The 19,223-nt window shown below is 70.5% G+C and carries 22 protein-coding genes; 9 read left to right on the plus strand and 13 right to left on the minus strand.

Translation table 11 applies throughout. From position 1 onward, the window contains the following. Positions 1-18 precede the first annotated feature (18 nt). Positions 19-825 (minus strand): MBL fold metallo-hydrolase, encoded by an 807-nt coding sequence (locus ACZ7CF_RS12990; protein WP_458429685.1) that lies wholly within the window; start codon positions 823-825, stop codon positions 19-21. After that, on the minus strand, positions 822-1,616 hold the full coding sequence (locus ACZ7CF_RS12995; RefSeq protein ID WP_470369638.1) for an NUDIX hydrolase: 795 nt from the start codon (positions 1,614-1,616) through the stop codon (positions 822-824). The genes ACZ7CF_RS12990 and ACZ7CF_RS12995 overlap by 4 nt, the downstream gene beginning before the upstream one ends. A gap of 39 nt (positions 1,617-1,655) precedes the next feature. Between ACZ7CF_RS12995 and ACZ7CF_RS13000 the strand changes: the two genes are divergently transcribed. Together ACZ7CF_RS13000 and ACZ7CF_RS13005 are read left to right on the plus strand one after the other, a co-directional pair. Next, entirely contained in the window at positions 1,656-2,012 is a 357-nt protein-coding gene (locus ACZ7CF_RS13000) for a hypothetical protein (RefSeq protein WP_360385080.1), read from the plus strand. Between the two features lie 14 nt (positions 2,013-2,026). After that, complete coding sequence (locus ACZ7CF_RS13005) at positions 2,027-2,917, plus strand: Gfo/Idh/MocA family protein (RefSeq protein ID WP_470369639.1); 891 nt, start codon at positions 2,027-2,029, stop codon at positions 2,915-2,917. 27 nt (positions 2,918-2,944) lie between these two features. Here the strand turns inward: ACZ7CF_RS13005 and ACZ7CF_RS13010 are convergent, their stop codons facing one another. The 4 genes from ACZ7CF_RS13010 to ACZ7CF_RS13025 are packed head-to-tail and all read right to left on the minus strand — an operon-like array spanning position 2,945 to position 5,384. Next, positions 2,945-4,123: a hypothetical protein gene (locus tag ACZ7CF_RS13010; RefSeq protein WP_470369640.1), complete on the minus strand. Its 1,179-nt coding sequence runs from the start codon at positions 4,121-4,123 to the stop codon at positions 2,945-2,947. 11 nt (positions 4,124-4,134) lie between these two features. Beyond that, positions 4,135-4,737: a hypothetical protein gene (locus ACZ7CF_RS13015; RefSeq protein ID WP_360385074.1), complete on the minus strand. Its 603-nt coding sequence runs from the start codon at positions 4,735-4,737 to the stop codon at positions 4,135-4,137. Between the two features lie 42 nt (positions 4,738-4,779). Next, positions 4,780-5,232: a RidA family protein gene (locus ACZ7CF_RS13020; RefSeq protein WP_360385072.1), complete on the minus strand. Its 453-nt coding sequence runs from the start codon at positions 5,230-5,232 to the stop codon at positions 4,780-4,782. Further along, positions 5,229-5,384 carry a DUF4177 domain-containing protein gene (locus ACZ7CF_RS13025; protein ID WP_086668176.1) on the minus strand — a complete coding sequence of 52 codons (156 nt, stop codon included), beginning with the start codon at positions 5,382-5,384 and terminating at the stop codon, positions 5,229-5,231. The genes ACZ7CF_RS13020 and ACZ7CF_RS13025 overlap by 4 nt, the downstream gene beginning before the upstream one ends. 69 nt (positions 5,385-5,453) lie before the next feature. Here ACZ7CF_RS13025 and ACZ7CF_RS13030 point away from each other — a divergent pair, with 69 nt between their 5' ends. From ACZ7CF_RS13030 to bagB, 3 genes are read left to right on the plus strand one after another with little or no spacing between them, the layout of a single operon-like run. Then, entirely contained in the window at positions 5,454-5,705 is a 252-nt protein-coding gene (locus ACZ7CF_RS13030; protein ID WP_360385070.1) for a hypothetical protein, read from the plus strand. Between the two features lie 44 nt (positions 5,706-5,749). Further along, a complete protein-coding gene (bagA, locus tag ACZ7CF_RS13035; protein WP_360385068.1) occupies positions 5,750-6,742 on the plus strand; it encodes an ATPase BagA in 993 nt (330 codons plus the stop codon). Beyond that, positions 6,739-7,863, plus strand: coding sequence for an ATPase BagB (bagB, locus tag ACZ7CF_RS13040; RefSeq protein WP_458429690.1), 1,125 nt, complete (start codon positions 6,739-6,741; stop codon positions 7,861-7,863). The genes bagA and bagB overlap by 4 nt, the downstream gene beginning before the upstream one ends. A 33-nt stretch (positions 7,864-7,896) precedes the next feature. On the opposite strand, the gene ACZ7CF_RS13045 is transcribed toward bagB, so the two are convergent. Further along, on the minus strand, positions 7,897-8,187 hold the full coding sequence (locus ACZ7CF_RS13045; protein ID WP_360385064.1) for a WhiB family transcriptional regulator: 291 nt from the start codon (positions 8,185-8,187) through the stop codon (positions 7,897-7,899). Positions 8,188-8,424: 237 nt separating this feature from the next. Between ACZ7CF_RS13045 and ACZ7CF_RS13050 the strand changes: the two genes are divergently transcribed. Next, the gene (locus tag ACZ7CF_RS13050; RefSeq protein WP_458429691.1) at positions 8,425-10,866 is read left to right on the plus strand and encodes a penicillin-binding protein; all 2,442 of its coding nucleotides are present in this window, start codon (positions 8,425-8,427) and stop codon (positions 10,864-10,866) included. A 61-nt stretch (positions 10,867-10,927) separates the two neighbouring features. On the opposite strand, the gene ACZ7CF_RS13055 is transcribed toward ACZ7CF_RS13050, so the two are convergent. The 3 genes from ACZ7CF_RS13055 to ACZ7CF_RS13065 form a co-directional block, all read right to left on the minus strand. Next, entirely contained in the window at positions 10,928-11,404 is a 477-nt protein-coding gene (locus ACZ7CF_RS13055; RefSeq protein ID WP_360385060.1) for a Dps family protein, read from the minus strand. Positions 11,405-11,420: 16 nt separating this feature from the next. Continuing rightward, the gene (locus ACZ7CF_RS13060; protein ID WP_325512784.1) at positions 11,421-11,843 is read right to left on the minus strand and encodes an organic hydroperoxide resistance protein; all 423 of its coding nucleotides are present in this window, start codon (positions 11,841-11,843) and stop codon (positions 11,421-11,423) included. A 79-nt stretch (positions 11,844-11,922) separates the two neighbouring features. Further along, positions 11,923-12,498, minus strand: a complete 576-nt coding sequence (locus tag ACZ7CF_RS13065) for an NADPH-dependent FMN reductase (RefSeq protein ID WP_360385058.1) — start codon at positions 12,496-12,498, stop codon at positions 11,923-11,925. A gap of 65 nt (positions 12,499-12,563) precedes the next feature. Here ACZ7CF_RS13065 and ACZ7CF_RS13070 point away from each other — a divergent pair, with 65 nt between their 5' ends. Beyond that, positions 12,564-13,616 (plus strand): alpha/beta hydrolase, encoded by a 1,053-nt coding sequence (locus ACZ7CF_RS13070; protein ID WP_470369641.1) that lies wholly within the window; start codon positions 12,564-12,566, stop codon positions 13,614-13,616. On the opposite strand, the gene ACZ7CF_RS13075 is transcribed toward ACZ7CF_RS13070, so the two are convergent. Both ACZ7CF_RS13075 and ACZ7CF_RS13080 read right to left on the minus strand, forming a co-directional pair. Then, positions 13,592-14,785: an MFS transporter gene (locus ACZ7CF_RS13075; protein ID WP_470369642.1), complete on the minus strand. Its 1,194-nt coding sequence runs from the start codon at positions 14,783-14,785 to the stop codon at positions 13,592-13,594. The genes ACZ7CF_RS13070 and ACZ7CF_RS13075 overlap by 25 nt on opposite strands. An 84-nt stretch (positions 14,786-14,869) precedes the next feature. After that, on the minus strand, positions 14,870-16,681 hold the full coding sequence (locus tag ACZ7CF_RS13080) for a prolyl oligopeptidase family serine peptidase (protein ID WP_360385051.1): 1,812 nt from the start codon (positions 16,679-16,681) through the stop codon (positions 14,870-14,872). 79 nt (positions 16,682-16,760) lie between these two features. Here ACZ7CF_RS13080 and ACZ7CF_RS13085 point away from each other — a divergent pair, with 79 nt between their 5' ends. Then, positions 16,761-17,240, plus strand: coding sequence for a GAF domain-containing protein (locus ACZ7CF_RS13085; protein WP_458429695.1), 480 nt, complete (start codon positions 16,761-16,763; stop codon positions 17,238-17,240). A gap of 15 nt (positions 17,241-17,255) precedes the next feature. Here ACZ7CF_RS13085 and ACZ7CF_RS13090 read toward each other — a convergent pair whose 3' ends face one another. Beyond that, positions 17,256-17,408 carry a hypothetical protein gene (locus tag ACZ7CF_RS13090; protein ID WP_470369643.1) on the minus strand — a complete coding sequence of 51 codons (153 nt, stop codon included), beginning with the start codon at positions 17,406-17,408 and terminating at the stop codon, positions 17,256-17,258. Between the two features lie 1,084 nt (positions 17,409-18,492). Between ACZ7CF_RS13090 and ACZ7CF_RS13095 the strand changes: the two genes are divergently transcribed. Continuing rightward, positions 18,493-19,221 carry a hypothetical protein gene (locus ACZ7CF_RS13095; protein ID WP_360385045.1) on the plus strand — a complete coding sequence of 243 codons (729 nt, stop codon included), beginning with the start codon at positions 18,493-18,495 and terminating at the stop codon, positions 19,219-19,221. Positions 19,222-19,223: the final 2 nt, after the last annotated feature.

The following is a 19,223-nucleotide window of genomic DNA, read 5'->3' on the forward strand; positions in this document are numbered from 1 at the left end:
CGCATGAGCACCGGCGTCTCACCCGGTGCGCAGGTACTCCAGCTGGGCCCGCACCGACCACTCCGCGGCCGGCCAGAGCACCCGGTCGACGTCGGCGTAGACGACCTCGACGACCTGCCGGGGCGTGGGCGAGCCGCCCAGCGACTCCACGGCCCGGCGCACCTGCTCCAGGCGCTGGGTCCGGTGCGCCAGGTAGGCCCGCGCGGCCTCGCCGGCGTCGGCGAGCTCGGGGCCGTGGCCGGGCAGCACCGCGGTGTCCGGCGGCAGGTCCGCCAGCACCTTCAGCGACTCGAAGTAGTCGCCGAGCTTCCCGTCGGGGTGGGCGACGATCGTGGTGCCGCGGCCCAGCACCGTGTCGCCGGTCAGCACGGCCTCGCCGTCGAGCACGAAGCACAGCGAGTCGCTGGTGTGCCCCGGTGTGCCGAGCACCCGCAGCTCCAGACCGGAGCTGGTGACGACGTCACCGTCGACCAGGCCCTCGGACCCGAAGACGAACGTCGGGTCGAGCGCGCGCACCGGTGCCCCGACGAGCTCTCCGAACGAGCGCGCCCCCTCGGAGTGGTCGGGGTGGCCGTGGGTCAGCAGGACCTCGGAGACCGGCCCGACCGCCGCGATGCGCTCCAGGTGCGCGGGGTCGAGCGGACCGGGGTCGACCACGACGTACGACCCGGCGTCCGGCGCCTTGAGCAGCCACGTGTTGGTGCCGTCGAGCGTCATCGGCGACGGGTTGTCCGCCAGCAGCACGGCCGCGTGCGCGGTGACCTGGCGCAGCTGCCCGTACAGCGGGTGCTCGGCACGGGCCCCGATCAACGGCGACCCGCTCATCCGAGCACCACCCTGACCACGTCACCGTCGCGGATCAGCTTGGGGATGATCTTCTCGACGCTGCGCTCCTCGGCCATGACCGCGGCGACCGAGCCGAGCGCACCGATCTCGTCCAGCGTCCGCCAGGTCGGCGGCATGAGCATGCGGCGCCCCTCCTGGGCGTCCTGGACCGCTTCCGCGGGCGTCTGCCAGGCCGCGTCGGACGCCTCGGTCGTGGCGCCGTCGGCGTGCTGACCGGTCGGCAGGGCCGCGACGAAGAACCGCGTGTCGTAGCGGCGCGGCTCCTCGCGCGGAGTCACCCAGTTGGCCCACGGCCGCAGCAGGTCCGCCCGCAGCACCAGCCCGGCGGCCGCCAGGAACTCCGCCAGCGACACCTTCCGGTCGACCAGGTCCTGCCGGGCCTGCGCGTACACCGAGGCGTCCGCGACGACCGTCGACGGGGACGGCCCCGCCAGCAGCACACCGGACTCCTCGAACGTCTCCCGCACCGCCGCGCACACGAACGCGCGGGCGAGCGACTCGTCCACCCCGAACACCGACCCCCACCACGACGGCGGCGGACCGGCCCACGCGACCGACGTGTCCGCGTCGCGCGGGTCCACGCCACCACCGGGGAACACGGTCATGCCGCCCGCGAACGCCATCCCCTTCACCCGCCGCAGCAGGAACGCCTCCACCCCGGCCGCACCGTCGCGCAGCAGCACCACGGTGACCGCGTCACGGGGTTCGACGGGTTGGGCAACCGGCGCCGCGGGTACCAGGTTTCCCGGCAAGGTCATGTCCTCGGGCATCCTCCGAGCGTACGACCGCGCTGACGTGAGGATGGTGTGATGGCGACGAAGGTCTCCGGCTGCCTGGTGAAGATGCTGCTGGTCCTGTTCGGCGTGGTGGTGGGAACGGGGTTGACGGCGGTGACGGCCGTCCTGCTGTTCCTGCCCGACCGCACGACCGTGATCAGCGTCGACCCGACCGCCGAGTCCCCCGGCGTGTACGTGAAGAAGGTCGAGCGCGTGGTCGGCGGCACCGGCTACGAGATCTGGCTCGGGCCCACGCCCGACAGGGGTCACGTGGTGACCGTTCCCGCCGGGTGGGAACACGACCCCGACCGCGAGAGCACGCCCGACGGCCTGCGGCTCAAGTTCGACAACGGGGGCGAGATCTTCGTCCCCAGGGCCAGCTACCTCTGAGGCAGGATGGGCGAGTGGACGAACAGCTGCGCGTAGGACTCGTCGGTGCCGGACCGTGGGCGGAGATGGTCCACGCCCCCGGTCTCGCCAACCACCCCGGCACCCGGCTCGCCGGCGTCTGGGCCCGCAGGCCCGAGGCGGCGCAGCGGCTCGCGAACGCCCACGGCACCGAGGCGTTCGAGTCCTACGAGGACATGTTGTCCACTGTGGACGCCGTCGCGTTCTGCGTGCCGCCGGGCGTGCAGGCGCCGATGGCGATCACGGCGGCGAACGCGGGCAAGCACGTCGTCCTGGAGAAGCCGATCGCCGAGTCCGCGGACGTGGCCGAGCGGCTCGCGCAGGCCGTGAGCGACGCGGACGTGGCGTCGCTCGTCGTGCTGACCCGCCGCTACGCCCCGGAGACCAAGGAGCTGCTCAGGCAGCTGCACCGCACCGGCGGCTGGACCGGTGCCGACGGCCGCTGGCTGACCGGCGCGCTGCTCGACGGGCCGTTCTCGAACTCGCCGTGGCGGCACGAGAAGGGCGCGCTCGACGACATCGGCCCGCACGCGTTCGACCTGCTGGACGCGGCACTGGGCGAGATCACCGACGTGCTCGCGGCGAACGTGTCGGAGACCGGGCTGTGGCAGCTGATCCTGCAGCACGCGGGCGGTGCGACGAGCACGCTGACGCTCACCCTGTCGTTGCCGCTGCAGCCGCCGTTCACGGACTTCACCGTGTTCGGGCCGAACGGCCACCGCACGCTGAACGGCCGCGACACGTCCACTTCCGACTGCTACACGAACCTGCTCGACGACTTCGTGGCGATGGTGCACAGCGGCACCACCACCCACGAGTGCGACGTGCGCCGCGGCCTGCACCTGCAGAAGGTCATCGACCTGGCGCGGCGCAAGGCCGGGGCGTGACGTCCGCCCCGGGAGCACGAGTCGCCCTCACTGCTGCTGGTGCCCGTTGTTCGTGGCCCCGAACGCCGACTGACGCGCCGATGACCGGTCGATCTGCCAGCGACCGGCGTCGGACGTCTTCGCGCCGGACTGCTCGCGCTGCGCCAGCTCCTCGTGCAGCTGCTGCAGCAACGCGCGTTCGCGTTCGCTGAGGTTCGCGTCCACACCGGACGACTCCGCGGGCGGTTCGGCCAGCGCGGCCTGCAGGGCCGCCAGCTCGTCGCCGCGCAGTTCCATGGTGACCTCGGCCCGGTTGATCGGGGTGGGCTCCGGCAACGCCTCCGGCACCGGCTCCAGCTCCACCACCGGTTCCGGCTCCGGTTCGGGCTCCGGCTCGGCCGGGGCCACGGAGATCCGCTTCACGGGCTTGGGCGGGAAGGGCTGCGACCCCTCCAGGGACGGCGTGCGGGCAAAACGTGAGCCGGACTCCTCCACCACTGGCTCCGGCGCCGGTGTCGGCTCGGCCACCGGCGCCGGAGCGGGAAGTTCTTCCGACTGGTCGAACCAGGTGGGCTCGTGCCCCACGCCCGCGGGTGCCGGTGGTGGCATCGACGCCACCTGCGCCCCGGAGATGGGCACCGGACGCGAGGACGTCACGGCGGAGGCGTGGTAGTCGCCCAGCTGCGTGCCGACGGCCAGCACCTCGACCGCGGCCCGGATGCCCGCCTTGCGCAGCACCGTGTCGACCCGGTACGCGGTCGCGGGCGCGAAGCCCTGCGGACCCACGTCCACGAGCACGACCCGCTGCGGCAGCGGACCGGGGGTGGCCCCGGCCGGCGAGGAACGCCAGACGCAGCGCACCGCGCGCACGTCCGGCAGCACCGACACCGCGCGCGACAGCAGCGGGCCGAGGTCCGCCGCCGGGTCGGAGTCGGAGGTGAAGCGGTGCCGGATGAACGGCAGCACCTCGACGACCGGCATGCGGTCGGTCAGGCTCGCGTCGGAACGCACCTCGTGCAGCGCCCACGTGATGGCGGCCCGCTCGTCGGGCAGCACGGGGATGCCGCCTGCCAGGAGCGTGCCGACGAGGAACTCGACCGCGCGGTCCAGCTCTCCGACGGCGAGGAACTCGCGCGCCTTCGACAGGGCGTCGTCGTCGACGCGCCCGGCCATCGACAGCAGGAGATCGTGCAGACGGACCGGCAGGCCGACACCGTCGTTCGTCACGGCAACTCTCCTTAGCTGAGCACCAGGTGCTCCTCGGACTCGGCGCCGGCGCACACCAGCTCCGATGCCGCCAGCGCCGCCCGGTGGTAGGGCGGCAGGTCCAGACCGGACGGCACGACCTCGACGCACGGGTCGGGCTCGCCCAGCGCCCGCAGCACGCGCTGCAGCTCGCCGGTCAGCCTCGCGTGACCGGTGGTGGCCGCCACCAGCAGGACGCGGTTGACCCCCTCGGGGCCGATGCGCCAGCAGGAACGGACCTCACCGACCCCGTGGCGGCCTCGCAGCGTGGCACCGAGCACGACGGTCGCGGAATCCCCCATCGGCACCCGATCGGGTGATTCCGGGGAGAAGGTGTAGTCGGTGGGGGGCAGTTCGTCCAGCCCTTTGACCGAACTGACGGCCCCCGGCTCGGCCCCGTAGGGCACGAGCGCGTCCTGAAGGAGGCGCATCTCGTGGTCGGTCAGCGGGATGCGCCCGTGCAGCAACGTGCGCGGCAACGACCGCGCGAGCACCGCGTACGCGTCCGAGGCCGCCCAGTCCCGGTACCGCCAGAGCAGGTCGTCCGGAATGCGTCCGGCGAGCCGCAGCAGCAGTTCGTGGCACGTGTCCGACATGTCACACCCTTCAGCGGAAACCCGGGACGGGGACCGGGAGACTCAGACCTCGACGACCAGTTCGACCTCGACCGGCGCACCGATCGGCAGCTCGGCGACGCCCACGGCGGAACGGGCGTGCTTGCCCGCGTCACCGAAGATCTCCCCCAGCAGCTCGGACGCCCCGTTCACGACACCGGGCTGGCCGGTGAAGCCCTCCGCGGAGGCGACGAAGCCAACAACCTTCACGATCCGCTTGATCGAGTCAACGCCCACGAGGTCGTGGACCGCCGCCAGCGCGTTCAGGACGCACGTCCGGGCGTAGGCCTTGGCCTCCTCCGGGGAGACGTCGGCGCCGACCTTGCCGGTGGCCGGGAGCTGGCCGTCGACGAACGGCAGCTGGCCGGAGGTGAACACCCAGGACCCGCTCTGCACGGCCGGGACGTAGGCGGCGAGCGGGGCGGCGACGCCGGGGAGCTCGATGCCGAGCTCGTCGAGGCGAGCGGACCAGGTCATGCCTTCACCCGCTTCAGGTACGCGACGTGCTGCTCACCGGTGGGGTTGGTCAGCACGGTGACCAGCTCCCAGCCGTCCTCGCCCCACTGGTCGAGGATCTGCTTGGTGGCGTGGATCAACAGCGGAACGGTCGCGTACTCCCACTTCGTCATGCGCGGAAGCCTAACCCGCCACCCGAACGACCTCTGCGCGGTTCCGGCCGATCGGGCTACCTTGATCACATGGAGACCTGGCGCGTCATCGCCACCGGCGCGTTCGCGGTGGGCGGGCTGGTGCTGGTGCTCGTCGCCATGGCCCAGGTGCGGGACCGCAAGCACAGCCAGCGGGTGCAGGTCCGGCAGGCCGGGCTGATCGGGCTCGTGGTCGTGGCCCTCGTCACGCTGGGCATCGCGTTCTTCCTGCCGTCGGTCGTGGCGTGGGCGTTGGTCGCGGCGACCGCCATGGCCGTTCTCTTCCTCACCCTGGTCGATTGACCGACCGATCCACGTCCGGCCGGATTCACACATAGTCTGGACGGGTGACGTCGTGGACCGAGGAGCTGACCAGAGCCCGTCTGCACGTGGTCTCCGGCAAGGGCGGCACCGGGAAGACCACGGTCGCGGCCGCGCTGGCGCTCGCGCTCGCCACCGGGGGCCGCCGGGTGCTGCTGGTGGAGGTGGAGGGCAGGCAGGGCATCGCCCAGCTCTTCGACCGGGCCCCGCTGCCCTACTCCGAGGAGCGCATCGCGTCCGCGCCGGGCGGCGGTGAGGTGCACGCGCTCGCCGTGGACGCCGAGGCCGCGCTGCTGGAGTACCTGGCGATGTTCTACAACCTCGGCTTCGCCGGCCGGACGCTGCGCAAGATGGGCGCGATCGAGTTCGCGACCACCCTCGCCCCCGGCCTGCGGGACGTGCTGCTCACCGGCAAGGTGAAGGAGACGGTCAACCGCACCGGCGACGGCGGCAGGCACTGCTACGACGCGGTGGTGCTGGACGCGCCGCCGACCGGCCGGGTGGTGAAGTTCCTGGACGTCACGAAGGCCATGGCCGACCTCGCGAAGGTCGGGCCGATCAAGGGGCAGAGCGAGGGCGTGGTGCGGCTGCTGCACTCCGGTGACACGGCGGTGCACCTGGTCGCGCTGCTGGAGGAGATGCCGGTGCGCGAGACGCTCGACGCGGTCGCCGAGCTGGACGCCGCGGACCTGCGGCCCGGCGCGGTGCTGGTGAACCGGGTGCAGCCGACGCGGCTGCCGGCCAGGTCGCTGCCCGCGGCGGCGGACGGCAGGGTGGACGCGGCACGGGTGCGCGCCGGGCTCGTGGCGGCGGGGCTGGACCTTGCGGAGGAGACGCTGGACGACCTGGTGGACGAGACCGTCGAGCACGCCATCCGGGTGCGCTCGCAGCAGGAGGCGATGGAGCTGCTGCGCGAGTCGGACCTGCCGACGCTCGACCTGCCGGAGCTGACCGACGGGGTGGACGTGGCCGCGCTCTACGAGCTGGCCGAGGTGCTGGTCGCGGCGGGTGTGCGGTGAACAGGCTCGACTTCGACCCGCTGCTCGACGACCCGGCCACGCGCGTGCTCGTGTGCTGCGGGTCGGGTGGTGTCGGCAAGACGACGACGGCGGCGGCGCTGGCGCTGCGGGCGGCCGAACGGGGCCGGCGCGTGGTGGTGCTGACGATCGACCCGGCACGCCGGCTGGCCCAGTCGCTCGGGCTGCGGGAGCTCGACAACCACCCGCGCGAGGTCGTCGTCGACGGCTTCGAGCCCAAGGGCGAGCTGTTCGCGATGATGCTGGACATGCGCCGGACGTTCGACGACATGGTGCTGACCCACGCCGGGCGCGACCGGGCCGACCAGATCCTGTCGAACCCCTTCTACCAGACCATCTCGTCGTCGTTCTCCGGCACGCAGGAGTACATGGCGATGGAGAAGCTGGGCCAGCTGGTGGCCGCGGACGAGTGGGACCTGATCGTCGTCGACACCCCGCCGAGCCGGTCGGCGCTCGACTTCCTGGACGCGCCGCAGCGGCTGTCCACTGTGCTCGACGGCAGGTTCATCCGCATGCTCTCGGCACCGGCGCGCGCCGGCGGCCGGGGCCTGCTGAAGATCGTCGGCACCGGTTTCAGCCTGTTCACGCGCGCGGTGTCGACGATCGTCGGCGGCCAGCTGCTGCAGGACGCGTCGACGTTCGTGCAGGCCTTCGACAGCATGTTCGGCGGGTTCCGCGAACGGGCCCAGCGCACGTACGAGCTGCTCCGCTCGCCGGGCACCGGTTTCGTGGTGGTGGCGGCGGCGGAGCCGGACGCGCTGCGCGAGGCCAGCTACTTCGTGGAGCGGCTCAGCGCGGAGAACATGCCGTTGTGCGGGCTCGTCGCGAACAGGACCCACCCCGTGCTGGCGGCGGACCTGCCCGCGGCGAAGGCCCACGCCGCGGCGGACGACCTCGACCGTTCCGGTGAGGCGCCGCTCGCGGCGGCGGTGCTCCGGCTGCACGCGGACCGGGTGGCGGTCGCCGATCGGGAGAAGCGGCTGCTGGCCCGGTTCACGCGTGCCCACCCCGGTGTCGCCCTGGTCGGCGTGCCCGCGTTGCCCGCGGACGTGCACGACCTCGACGGCCTGCGCGAGATCGGCCGCCGGCTCGCCGGGGAGTAGAGCCTCGTTGATCTTTTGTGCGGAGCCGCGGAACTAGCCGACCCGCGTGTCCTCGTGGTGTTCCTGGCGCGCATTGTCGAGCAATTCGTACCAGGACGTCACGTCGGGACGGCGACGCAGGAGAGCGCGTCGTTCACGCTCCGTCATGCCGCCCCAGACACCGAACTCGATCCTGTTGTCGAGCGCTTCGGCCAGGCATTCCATGCGCACCGGACAACCGAGGCACACGAGCTTCGCCTTGCGCTGCTCCGCACCGCGCACGAAGAGCTGATCCGGCTCCTCATCACGACACGAAGCGTTGATACGCCAATCCCCCTGGTTCATATCCCCCACTCCTCAGTGCTGTCCAAATGTGGAAATCCGCCACACCCCTGCCACGGATGCCGTAGCGTTCGAGCTACGACTGCATTCCTTGGACGTTGACGGACTGTAGTGCCGTTCGGTTCCCCTTCCAAGCCTGGGTCACCCGACTGTTACCTGTCTTGCGTATGTCTACTCATGCTGAGTAACGGCCCTTACTGATCACCTTCACCCGTTCGTGTACGGCGTACGCTGAGGCGCGTGCGAGTCAGGAATGGCGTGCTCAAGATGCTCGGCCTGTGCCTGCTGGCTGGGGTTCTCCTCGCCGGCATGCTGTTCCCAGTCGTGGGCGCGACCGGTCTGGTGTCGAACCGGGCCAGCGACACCGTGGACAGCATCTCCGCCGACCTCGTGACCACGGACCCACCGCTGATCACGACGGTCACCGACAGGGAGGGCGCCCCGATCGCCTACCTGTACGACCAGTACAGAGTCCTGACACCGCCCGAGAAGATCTCGCCGACCATGAAGGCGGCGCTGATCTCGGTCGAGGACCGCCGGTTCTACGAGCACCAGGGCGTGGACTGGAAGGGCACCATCCGCGCCGGTCTGACGAACCAGGTCAGCGGCGCCGTGACGCAGGGCGCGTCCACGCTGACCCAGCAGTACGTCAAGAACTACCTGGTCCACGTCGTGGCGCGGAACAACAAGCTGGAGCAGGCCAAGGCGCAGGAGCAGACCATCGCGCGCAAGATGCGCGAGGCCCGGATCTCCCTGCAGCTGGAGCGGAAGCTGGGCAAGGAGGAGATCCTCGCCCGCTACCTCAACGTCGTCCCATTTGGTTCGACCATTTACGGGATCGCGGCGGCCGCCCAGGCCTACTTCAACACCACGCCCGACAAGTTGACGGTTCCCCAGGCCGCGATGCTCGCCGGAATGGTCAACAGCCCGTCAGCACTCGACCCCGAAGCGTATCCGGACAAAGCGCTGGAGCGGCGCAACAAAGTGATCGACAGGATGGTCGAGAACGACAAGCTGTCGCGCGACGCGGGTGAGGCGGCGAAGAAGGAAGGCCTCGGCCTGGCGAACCCGGTGCGCACCCCGCCGAACGGTTGTGTGGGCGCCGGACCGGAAAACGGCTTCTTCTGTTCCTACGTCGTGAACTACCTGCAACGCGCGGGTTTCAGCGAAGAACAGCTGCGCACCGGCGGCTACACCGTCCAGACCACTTTGGACAGAGGGATCACCGCGCAGGCCAAGGCGGCGGCGGAGGCGGGGGTCGCCAAGGGCACGCCCGGGATCGCGAACACCATGGCCGTCGTGAAGCCCGGCAAGGAACGCCACGACGTGCTCGCGCTGGTGGCCAACCGCGACTACGGCCTGAAGGCCGACCTGAACCAGACGACGTTCGACCTGCCCAGCGGCGTGGAGAACAAGTTCGGCGCCGGCTCCGTCTACAAGGTCTTCACCGCCGCCGCGGCGCTGGAGAAGGGCCTGGGCATCGAGAACACCATCGCGACGCCGACGTCCTACACCTCGCGGGTCTTCAAGGGCGGTGCCCAGCGCTGCCCGAGCACCGGCGAGCCCAGCACCCGCTGGTACTGCCTGTCGAACTTCGACTCCAGCTACCCGTCGTCGATGTCGTTGCAGCAGGCGTTGCAGACCTCGCCGAACACCGGCTTCGTGATCCTCGAGGAGCAGACCGGCATGGACGCCGTGGTCGACATGGCGTCGCGGCTGGGCATGCGCGACACGATGGCGACGAACCTGCAGGGCATGCGGCCGGACCCGAAGGCCAAGGACAAGCAGAACCGCATCTCGCAGACCGAGTTCTACAAGCAGAACGGCGGCAACGCCTCGTTCACCCTCTCGCCCGCCCCGGTGTCCACCCTGGAGCTCGCGAACGTCGCCGCGACCATCGTGTCCGGCGGCAAGTGGTGCCCGCCGACCCCGCTCGCGAAGGTGCTCGACCGCAACGGCAAGCCCGTGCCGGTCAACGAGGCGCCGTGCGAGCAGGTCGTCAACGAGGGCCTGGCCAACGGCCTGGCGATGGGCATGAGCAAGGACGACCTGGGCAACGGCACGGCCGCGGCCGCCGCCCGCGCGTTCAAGTGGACCCGCCCGATGATCGGCAAGACCGGCACCACCGAGGAGTACAAGTCGGCCGCGTTCATCGGCGCGACCCCGGACTTCGCCGGTGCGGTGCAGACGTTCAACGACGGCACCGCGCCGCGCCCGATCTGCGTCGGCGGCGCACCCCGCCTGTGCGGCAACGGCAACATCTTCGGCGGCACCGTCCCGGCCCGCACGTGGTTCGACACGATGTCGAAGGTCCACGGCGACCTGCCGGTGTCGCAGCTCGCGCCGGTCGAGCAGCGCTACCTCAAGGGCGGCCGCGAGATCCAGATCCCGGACGTCGTCGGCCGCCAGGTCAACGACGCGGTGCGGGTGCTGGAGCAGGCGGGCTACAAGACGAGCCAGCAGACCGTCAACTCCGAGCAGTCCAAGGGCACCGTCGTCAGCCAGTCGCCGCGCGGCAACGCGTTGCGCGGCACGGTGATCACGTTGTCGGTCTCGTCCGGCTACGTGCCGCCGCCGGTGCCGACCGAACCGACGAGCGGTCAGCCGCCGGGTCCCGGTGACCCGAACCCGGGGCCGCCGATCACCCTGCCCACCGAGCCGGGTGGACCACCCCGCAGGTAGCCGACAGGGCCCTCCCGCCGTTCGAGCGGGAGGGCCCTGTTCGTCTTCGTCCGGCTGCGTCCTAGGCGGACTGGGCCTGCCACATCCAGTGCGCCTGCTCCAGCTCCTGCGTGATGCCGATCAGCAGGTCCTGGGTGACGAGGTCCGGCTTGTCGGTCTCGTCGATGCGGGAGCGCATGCGGGCGATGAGCTTGCCCAGGGAGTTGGTGATCGCCGTGACGACCTGGTCCTCCTTCAGCCAGCCGGTCTCGATCTCGGGCACGCCGGACGACTCGGCGATGGTCCTCGCCGTGCCGTTCGGGGTGACGCCGAGAGCGGCCGCGCGTTCGGCGACCTGGTCCGCGGCGGTGCGCGCCGCGGTGACCAGCTCGTCGAGCTGCAGGTGGACGCTGCGGAAGTTCTTGCCGATCACGTTCCAGTGCGCCTGCTTCCCGATCAGGGACAGGTCGACGAGGTCGACGAGCGTTGCCTGCAGCACTGCCCCCACGGCGTCACGGTCGGCGTCGGGGAGCGGGCTGGTGATCGGGTTCTTGGCCATTGTTGAACGCGCCTCCTCAGACGGTGACGGTGAGCGCCACCTCGATGTTGCCGCGCGTCGCGTTCGAGTACGGGCAGACCTGGTGGGCCTGCTCGACGAGCTTCTCCGCGACCGCCTGGTCGAGTCCGGGGATCTTCACCGCGAGCTCGACGGCGAGCTGGAAGCCGCCGGCCCCGTTGGATCCGATACCCACCTTGGCGGTTACCTCGGAGGACGCAACTTGAACCTTCCCGGCGCGCGCGACGGCTGCGATGGCGGAGTTGAAGCACGCCGAGTACCCGGCCGCGAACAGCTGCTCCGGGTTGGTCGCGTCCCCGCCGGGGCCGCCCATCTCCTTCGGGACCGACAGGACCTCGTCGATCACACCGTCGGAGGAGCGCACCTCGCCGTTGCGGCCTTCGCCGTAAGCAGTCGCCTCAGCCGTGTACAGCGCTTCCATTCCGCTCTCCCTTGAGTCAGTGGACGTTGCTTCCACCGGGGAGAACGCATCGCGCACGACTTATCTGCCCGATGGTGACTCAGTTCACGTCAACGGGTGACGCGTGGCGCAGCGCGAACTCGACGACCTGGCGGCCGATGACCCGCAGGTTCCGGTCGACGTCGGAGTCCGAGCAGGAGCCGTCGCCGTCGAACTTGACCTGCGCGGAGTTGATCGCGGCACCCAGCGGCGTGGGCCACCCGCGCAGCGCGTGCACGATCGAGCGGACCGCCGCGAGCGTGTTGACCGCGGCCTGCCAGCCGTAGGCGGCGGTGATCGTGCCGACCGCGCGGCCGTCGAGGTAGGGGCGGTCGTCGTCGCGCAGGTCCTCGATGTAGTCGAGGGCGTTCTTGACCAGGCCGGAGACCGTGCCGTGGTAGCCGGGCGACACGAGGATCACGCCGTCGGCCCTGCGCAGGTCCTCGACCATCTTCCTCGCGATGTCCGTGCGTTCCGGCACGGACGGGTCGTAGAACGGCAGCACCAGCTCGGGGCCGCTGTACTGGATGGTCCGCGCGCCGAGCTCGCGGGCACCCTCGAGTGCGACCCTCAGCGCCCGCTCGGACTGCGAGTCGGACCTGATCGAGCCGCCGATGCCCACCACCGTCACCGTCATGACGTCGATCCTTCCACCTCCAGATACCTGGAGATCCAGCACTACTCGCGAGTAACGTGCACCACATGTCGAACTTCCGGGCCGGCGTCCTGGCCGGCGCCCTGCGCTTCGCGTTCGGTCTGCCCGCTCCCGTGCGCCGCCTGATCGCCGGCCGACCGATCCGGCTGGACGGTCAGGACCTGCACCCCGAGGCCCAGTTGCTGCTTCGCCTCCAGCAGCTGTCCGGCACCGGGTGGCGCACGAGGACAGCATCGGAGAGCCGACTAGACCTGGAGTTGAGTTCGAAGCTCGTCTCCGGGCAGAAGATCACCGGTGTGGGTACACGCGACCTCGCGATCGGGGAGTTCGCCGGGCGGCTCTACACGCCGGACGGGCTGGCTCCCGGCTCCGCGTTGTTGATCTTCTACCACGGTGGCGGCTGGGTGACCGGCAGCCTGGAGAGCCACGACAACCTGTGCCGGTTCCTCGCGCGGGAGGCGGGCGTGCGGGTGCTGGCCGCGGACTACCGGCTCGCGCCGGAGCACCCGTTCCCCGCGGCGGCCGACGACGCGGCCGAGGTGCTGCGCTACGCCGTGGCCAAGGCAGAGGACCTGGGCGTCGACCCGCGCCGGATCGCGCTCGGCGGGGACAGCGCGGGTGGCAACCTGGCCGCGGTGACCGCGCACGGCGCCGAGGTCGACGTGGCGTTCCTGCTGCTCTTCTACCCCGGCGTGGACGCGTCGGTGCGGCGCCGGTCGCGGGAGGTCTTCGGCAACGGGTTCTTCCTGACCGACGAGAAGATGGACTGGTTCCTCGACCAGTACAGCTCCGGCGGCCGCGACCGGCACGACCCGCGCCTGTCGATCATGCTGGCCGACGACCTGTCCGGGCTGCCGCCGACCTACGTCGCGACCGCGGGCTACGACCCGTTGCGCGACGAGGGCGAGGCGTTCGCCGAACGACTGGCCGCCGAGGGCGTTCCGGTGGTCCTGCGCCGGCACGAGGGGTTGTTCCACGGCTTCGCGAACGTGCTCGGCGTCGGCGGGATCTTCCGCGAGGCCGTGTCGGAGGCCGTCGGAGCGCTGCGGACCGGCCTGGCCCTCGCGAACTCCGCTCAGGACGTGGCCGAGACGGCCTGACCGCGGTCGCCGGTCCGCTGCCTGCTCAGCAGCCAGCCGACACCGGCGACCACCAGTCCGGCCAGCCCCGCGACGACGAACCCGAGCGCGGGCCCGCTGTGGTCCACGGCGAGGCCCGCGAGCGGTTGTCCCGCCGCGACCCCGAACGTGAACGCCGAGCCCTGCAGGCCGAGTGCCACGCCGCGCGCGGACGGGGGCGCGAGCTTGCTGATCTGCTCGCTCGACGCGGCGATCGTGGGCGCGCACAGCAGGTTCATCGGGACCAGCGCGAGGGCCAGCAGCGCCACGTTGCCGTCGCCGAGACCCACCGGCAGCTCCAGCACCGCCATGCCCGCGAGCAGGACCACGCCTCCCGGCACGCGCCGCAGACCGCCGTAGACGAGCCCGCCGAACGCCGACGCCGCGCACATCACCACGAAGAGCACGCCGAGCCAGCTCTGCCGGCCGGCGTGCTCCAGGCTGGCGATGGCGGCGAGCTCCATGCCCGACAGCACCATCGTCGCCCCGAACGGGATGATCAGCGCCGCGACCATCGGCCCGCGCAGCCACTCCTGCCAGCGCGGCGCCGGCTCCGCGCTCACCTCGTCCTCGTGCACCAGCGGCGGGTTCACCACGTACAGCAGCACGCAGGCGAGCACGATCGCCACGCCGACGGAGACGAGCGCCAGGCCGGTCGAGAACTTCGTCGCGAGCAGCACGCCCGCCGCCGGCCCGACCATGAACGACAGCTCGACGGAGATCGAGTCGAGGGAGAACGCGGGCCTGCGCTGCGGTTCCGGCACCAGTGCCGTGAGGGCCTGCCGGCCGATCGACATCACCGGCACCGAGAACAACCCGTTGGCGAACGCCAGCGGCAGCAGCAGGGAGTAGCTCATCATCGGCGCGGTCAGCCAGAACGCGCCCTCGACGACCGCGCTGACGGCCAGGGTGGTCCGCAGACCCCTCAGGTCGATCAACCGCCCCATCAGCGGCGACCCGAGCCCGATGCCGACCATGGTCGCGAACCCGACGGCACCCGCCGCCGCGTACCCCTGGTCGAGCGAGGTCACGACGTGCAGCGTCACCGTGACGCCCGCCGCCGTCGGGGCGATCCGCGCGAGCAGCACCAGCAGCATCAGCGACCGCACACCGGGCAGCGCGAGGACGGTCCGGAAGGGGGCGAGGTTCACCCCCACATCGTCACCCCGCGGGCAAGGTGATTTCCCGGCCCGGGCGGGGCCCTCCCACCGTGGCGGGAGGGCCCCGTTCCGCGACTACCCCGCCAGGTGGCGGCGGGCGAAGTCCACCTCAGCGGCCGTCTGGCGCATGGTCTCGGCGACCACCAGCGAGCCGTGGCCCGCGTCGTAGCGGTACATCTCGTAGGTGTGGCCGCGCTCCGCGAGGGCGTCGAGGTAGTTGTCGATCTGCCTGATCGGACAGCGGGGGTCGTTCTCGCCCGCGAGGACCAGCACCGGTGCGGTGACCCGGTCGACGTAGGTGAGCGGCGAGCACTCGCGGTACAGGTCGGGCAGGTCCTCCGGGGAGCCGCCGAAGAGCGCGCGGTCGAAGGCGCGCAGCGGTTCCATCTCGTCCTCGTAGGCGGCGAGGTAGTCGGCCACCGGGACGCCCGCGATGCCGACGGCCCAGCGCTCCGGCTGGGTGCCGAGGCCGAGCAGCGTCAGGTAGCCGCCCCAGGAGGCGCCGTTCAGCACGACCCGCGCCGGGTCGGCCAGACCGGACTCGACGGCCCAGTCGTGGACGGCGGCGATGTCCTCCAGCTCGGTGAGACCGGGGCGGCCCTCGATGGCGTCGCGCCACTTCGAGCCGTACCCGGTGGAGCCGCGGTAGTTCACGTGGACGATCGCGAAGCCCGCGTCGAGCCACACGGCCCGGTAGGCGGAGAAGCGGTCCTCGTCGGAGGAGTGCGGGCCGCCGTGGACCATGAAGACGGTCGGGAACGGGCCCTCCCCCGCCGGGCGCGAGACCAGCGCGTGGACGTCGCCGACGAACACGTCCTCCAGCGGCTGCGACGTGGCCGGGCGGGAGCCGGCGGGTTCGACGAGGACGCGTTCGGTGCCGTCGGCCGACAGCGCGCGGATCACGGTCGAGTTCGACGCGGACGACCAGGAGTACTCGACGGTGCCGTCGGGGCGCACGCCGGCCGAGCCGATCACACCGGGCGCGGTGTCCAGGGTGGACAGCTCACCGGTCGTGAGGTCGTAGCGGTGCACGGTGTTGCGCGCGTGGTGCGTGTGGACGATCAGCAACGCCGAGGCGTCCGGGTACCAGTCGGCCGCGACCTCGCCCGGCAGGTCGAGGACGATCTCCTGCTCGGTGTCGGCGGCGACGTCCCACACGAGCAGCTCCTCGCGACCGCGGCGCTCGTGCAGCACGAGCAGGCGCTGGTCGCCGCGGACCGGGCTGAACGAGACGGCGTCGAGGCCCTTGCCCTTGCCGTCCCACTTCTCGGCCGCGGTGGAACCGTCCGCGGTGGAGAGCACGCGCAACGCCATGTGCCGGTTGTCGCCGTGCTCGGAGTGCGCGATGGCGACCAGCGACTCGTCCTTGGCGAGCGCGGTGACACCGGCGTCGTTCTCGTTGCGGTAGACCACCTCGGTGCGGTCGCCGCGGGCCAGCCAGACGGTGGTGCCGTCGTCGGTCGATGCGGCGACGGCCGTGAGCTCGCGGCCGATCTCCAGCCCGGCCGGGTAGCCGGCGGTCACACCCTCCACGGCGGGCTCGGCCTTGCTGCCGTCGGCGTGGAACGGCTCTCGCACCCAGACGCCGAACTCGTCGCCGTCGTGGTCGTCGAACCACCAGATCTCGGTGCCGTCCGGGTTCAGCGTGCCGTGCGACGTGCCGTTCGGGCGGTCGGTGACCCTGCGGTGCTCGTCGGTGGCGCGGTCCCAGCAGTAGATCTCCCACACCCCGCTCGCGTTGGACAGGTACAGCGCGCGGTCGGGTGCGTCATCGGCCCAGCCGGGCAGGCTCATCCGGGGTGCGGTGAACCGTTCGCGCCACGTGGTCTCCGCGGCGGGGTCGTCGAAGAGCTGGTCCGGAACCTCTGGAGCGGGGTGCGTCGTCACAACCCAACACTAGGTCAGGGGCGGTCCGGCGGGACCGGAATCCCTGGCTGCGCGGCTTCGTGCGCGTTAACGTTGACGAATGCCCGACACGACGGAGCTGCTCGACCAGGCGACCTCGTTGGAGGAAGTGCAGCGGATCGTCCGCACGACGGCCCGTTCGCTGCTGCGCTCCCACGGCGCGACCCTCGTGCTGCTGGACGGCGACCTCTGCTACTACGCGGACGAGGACTCGATGAGCCCGTTGTGGAAGGGCCAGCGCTTCCCCGCCGCGAACTGCATCAGCGGCTGGGCGATGCTGAACCGCAAGACCGTCGTGATCACCGACATCCGGTTCGACGCGCGCATCCCGCAGGAGGCGTACCGGCCGACGTTCGTGCGGAGCCTGGTCGTGACGCCGATCCTGCGGCCGCTGCCCATCGGGGCGATCGGGTGCTACTGGGCGGTGCCGCACACCGCGTCCGAGTCGGAGACGTCGGCACTGGAGGCGCTGGCCGCCGCGGCGGGCGTGGCGCTGGAGCGGTTCCCCGAGGGACTGCCCGCGCGGGGGTTCCTCAGCTAGCGCCGGTCCCACGGCTCAGCCGAGCTCTTCCTCGAAGATCCGGTCGACCTGCTTCGACGCCCGGCCGAGCGCCTTGACCGCCGCGAACACGACGACGACAGCGGCGACGACGGCGACGGTCACCCACACCGACGTCAGCAGGTACACGATCGCCAGCGCTTGCAGCACGACAACGGTCTTGGCGGCTACGACGAGCCACGACTTGTGAAGGGGTTCGCAGCGGTGGCGGAGTTCATGGAGCGTCTCCCGATTTGTTCAACAAGTGCCGAACACGTCGTCCAGCTTGTCGCGTCGATCTTGGCACCTGTTACGCAACGTGACTTGAATCGTCAACCTTCACTCGTAGGGGCTAACGCTACGTGGCCGTTCCGCATGTTTGACCTGGAACGATGGCGCTGTGACCGTGAACTCACGGTGACTGCTGCGGCCACCCGTGTCGATACGTGTCGCCCGATCGTGTGATGTTTGAGCGTGGATTCACTACTTTTTCCGGGAAGTGCGGGACCTTCGACTCTGCGCATCAGACCGTGTCCCAGCGAGACCCGCAGCAGCCGCCGGCGACCGCCGCCGAGAGCTCGTGCGAACGCAAGGTGGCTGCCTGTGGCGGCCAGCCTCACGCCGCACGGTCTTTGCCACACGCACAAGACGCTGCTCGTGGAGCTCGGAGTGCCCAGGCCGCTCCAGGACGAGCGCATGGGGCATCTGGACGGCACCGCGCAGGGGCGCACTCGCACATGACGCAGACGATGCGGGATCGGCTCATGGCGGACCTCACAGAGGTCTGGAAGGAGGCGTTGGAGCTACGACGGGCGATGAACCCTAGGTCTCCGATTGTGGCGCTTGACAAGCTTCTCAGGACCACTTGAGGCCGTCGCTTCACGCCTTTGGGGGAATCGACAGGATTTCTGTGACGGTAGGGCGCGTGCTGACGTCGGACGCAACAAGACGACCCTGACCTGCTGGAACCTTCACTTTGAAGATCAGGGCCGTTGGCTCCCTATGGCGCGCTGCTGTTGCCGTAGGGCTTGCTTTTCGATCATGAAAGGGAGGTTGTCCAACCAGGCTGGGCGGACGACACTGTGGCCAGGACCGTGCAGTAGATAGCCCGTCTGAGTGATCCGGTGGCCGAAGTAACAAACGTGCGTGCACGTATCGATAGGTTCACCGGTCTGTAGTGGTGCCATCCTGGACATGAGGATGCGGAAGCTGAGGGGAGGTCAACGTGGGATCAGAGGCAGCAGAAGACGGAGCTGTGATCAATCTGGAATTGAAGGGTCCGCACGGACAGATCGACCCTCGTGCAGTCGCCGAAGCGATCGTTGCGTTGGACAAGGTCCTCCGGAGCCTTCCGCAGGATGAGCCGACACCGCTCGCTATCAGCAGCCTTTCCGTAGGTAGCGCCAAGATCGGAATCCGAGCTTCAGAGCGCGTTGCTGGCGTGATGCGCGATGGGCTTCGGGATCTGTTCCATGAGGCCGTGGTTCCGCGAGGCTGGTCGATCGAGACTGTGGCCGGCCTCTTGGAGCTCGACCAGGTACGGAAACGTGCAGGTGTTGAAGGGATCTGGCTACAGATCGATGACGCGCTTGCGCCGCTCGATGAGCAGCTGGCGCTGCACGCGCGAGAGAGCATCGAACCTCCAGCGCCTTCGCTTGGCTCTGTTCGTGGCGAGTTGTACCGGTACAACGGCCACCAGCACACAGCCGCGCTCCGCGACTACCGAACCGGCAAGATCGTGACCGTCACCTTCCCGAGTGCGCTAGCGGCCGACGTGCGGGGCGCGTTGGACCAGGAAGTCGAAGCCTGGGGCCGAGTCACGCGAAACATTCACGACCAGGTCGAGTCCATCGCCCTGGAAGGTCTGACCTCGCTAGAGACTCCCGAGTCGCGGGTATCTCTGGACGACGTGATCGGCTTGTTCGGTTCTGACTGGACAGAAGGAATGGACGCCGTGGATTGGGTTGGGCGGCAGCGTGGCTAAAC

Source organism: Lentzea sp. NPDC036955 (assembly GCF_055608005.1).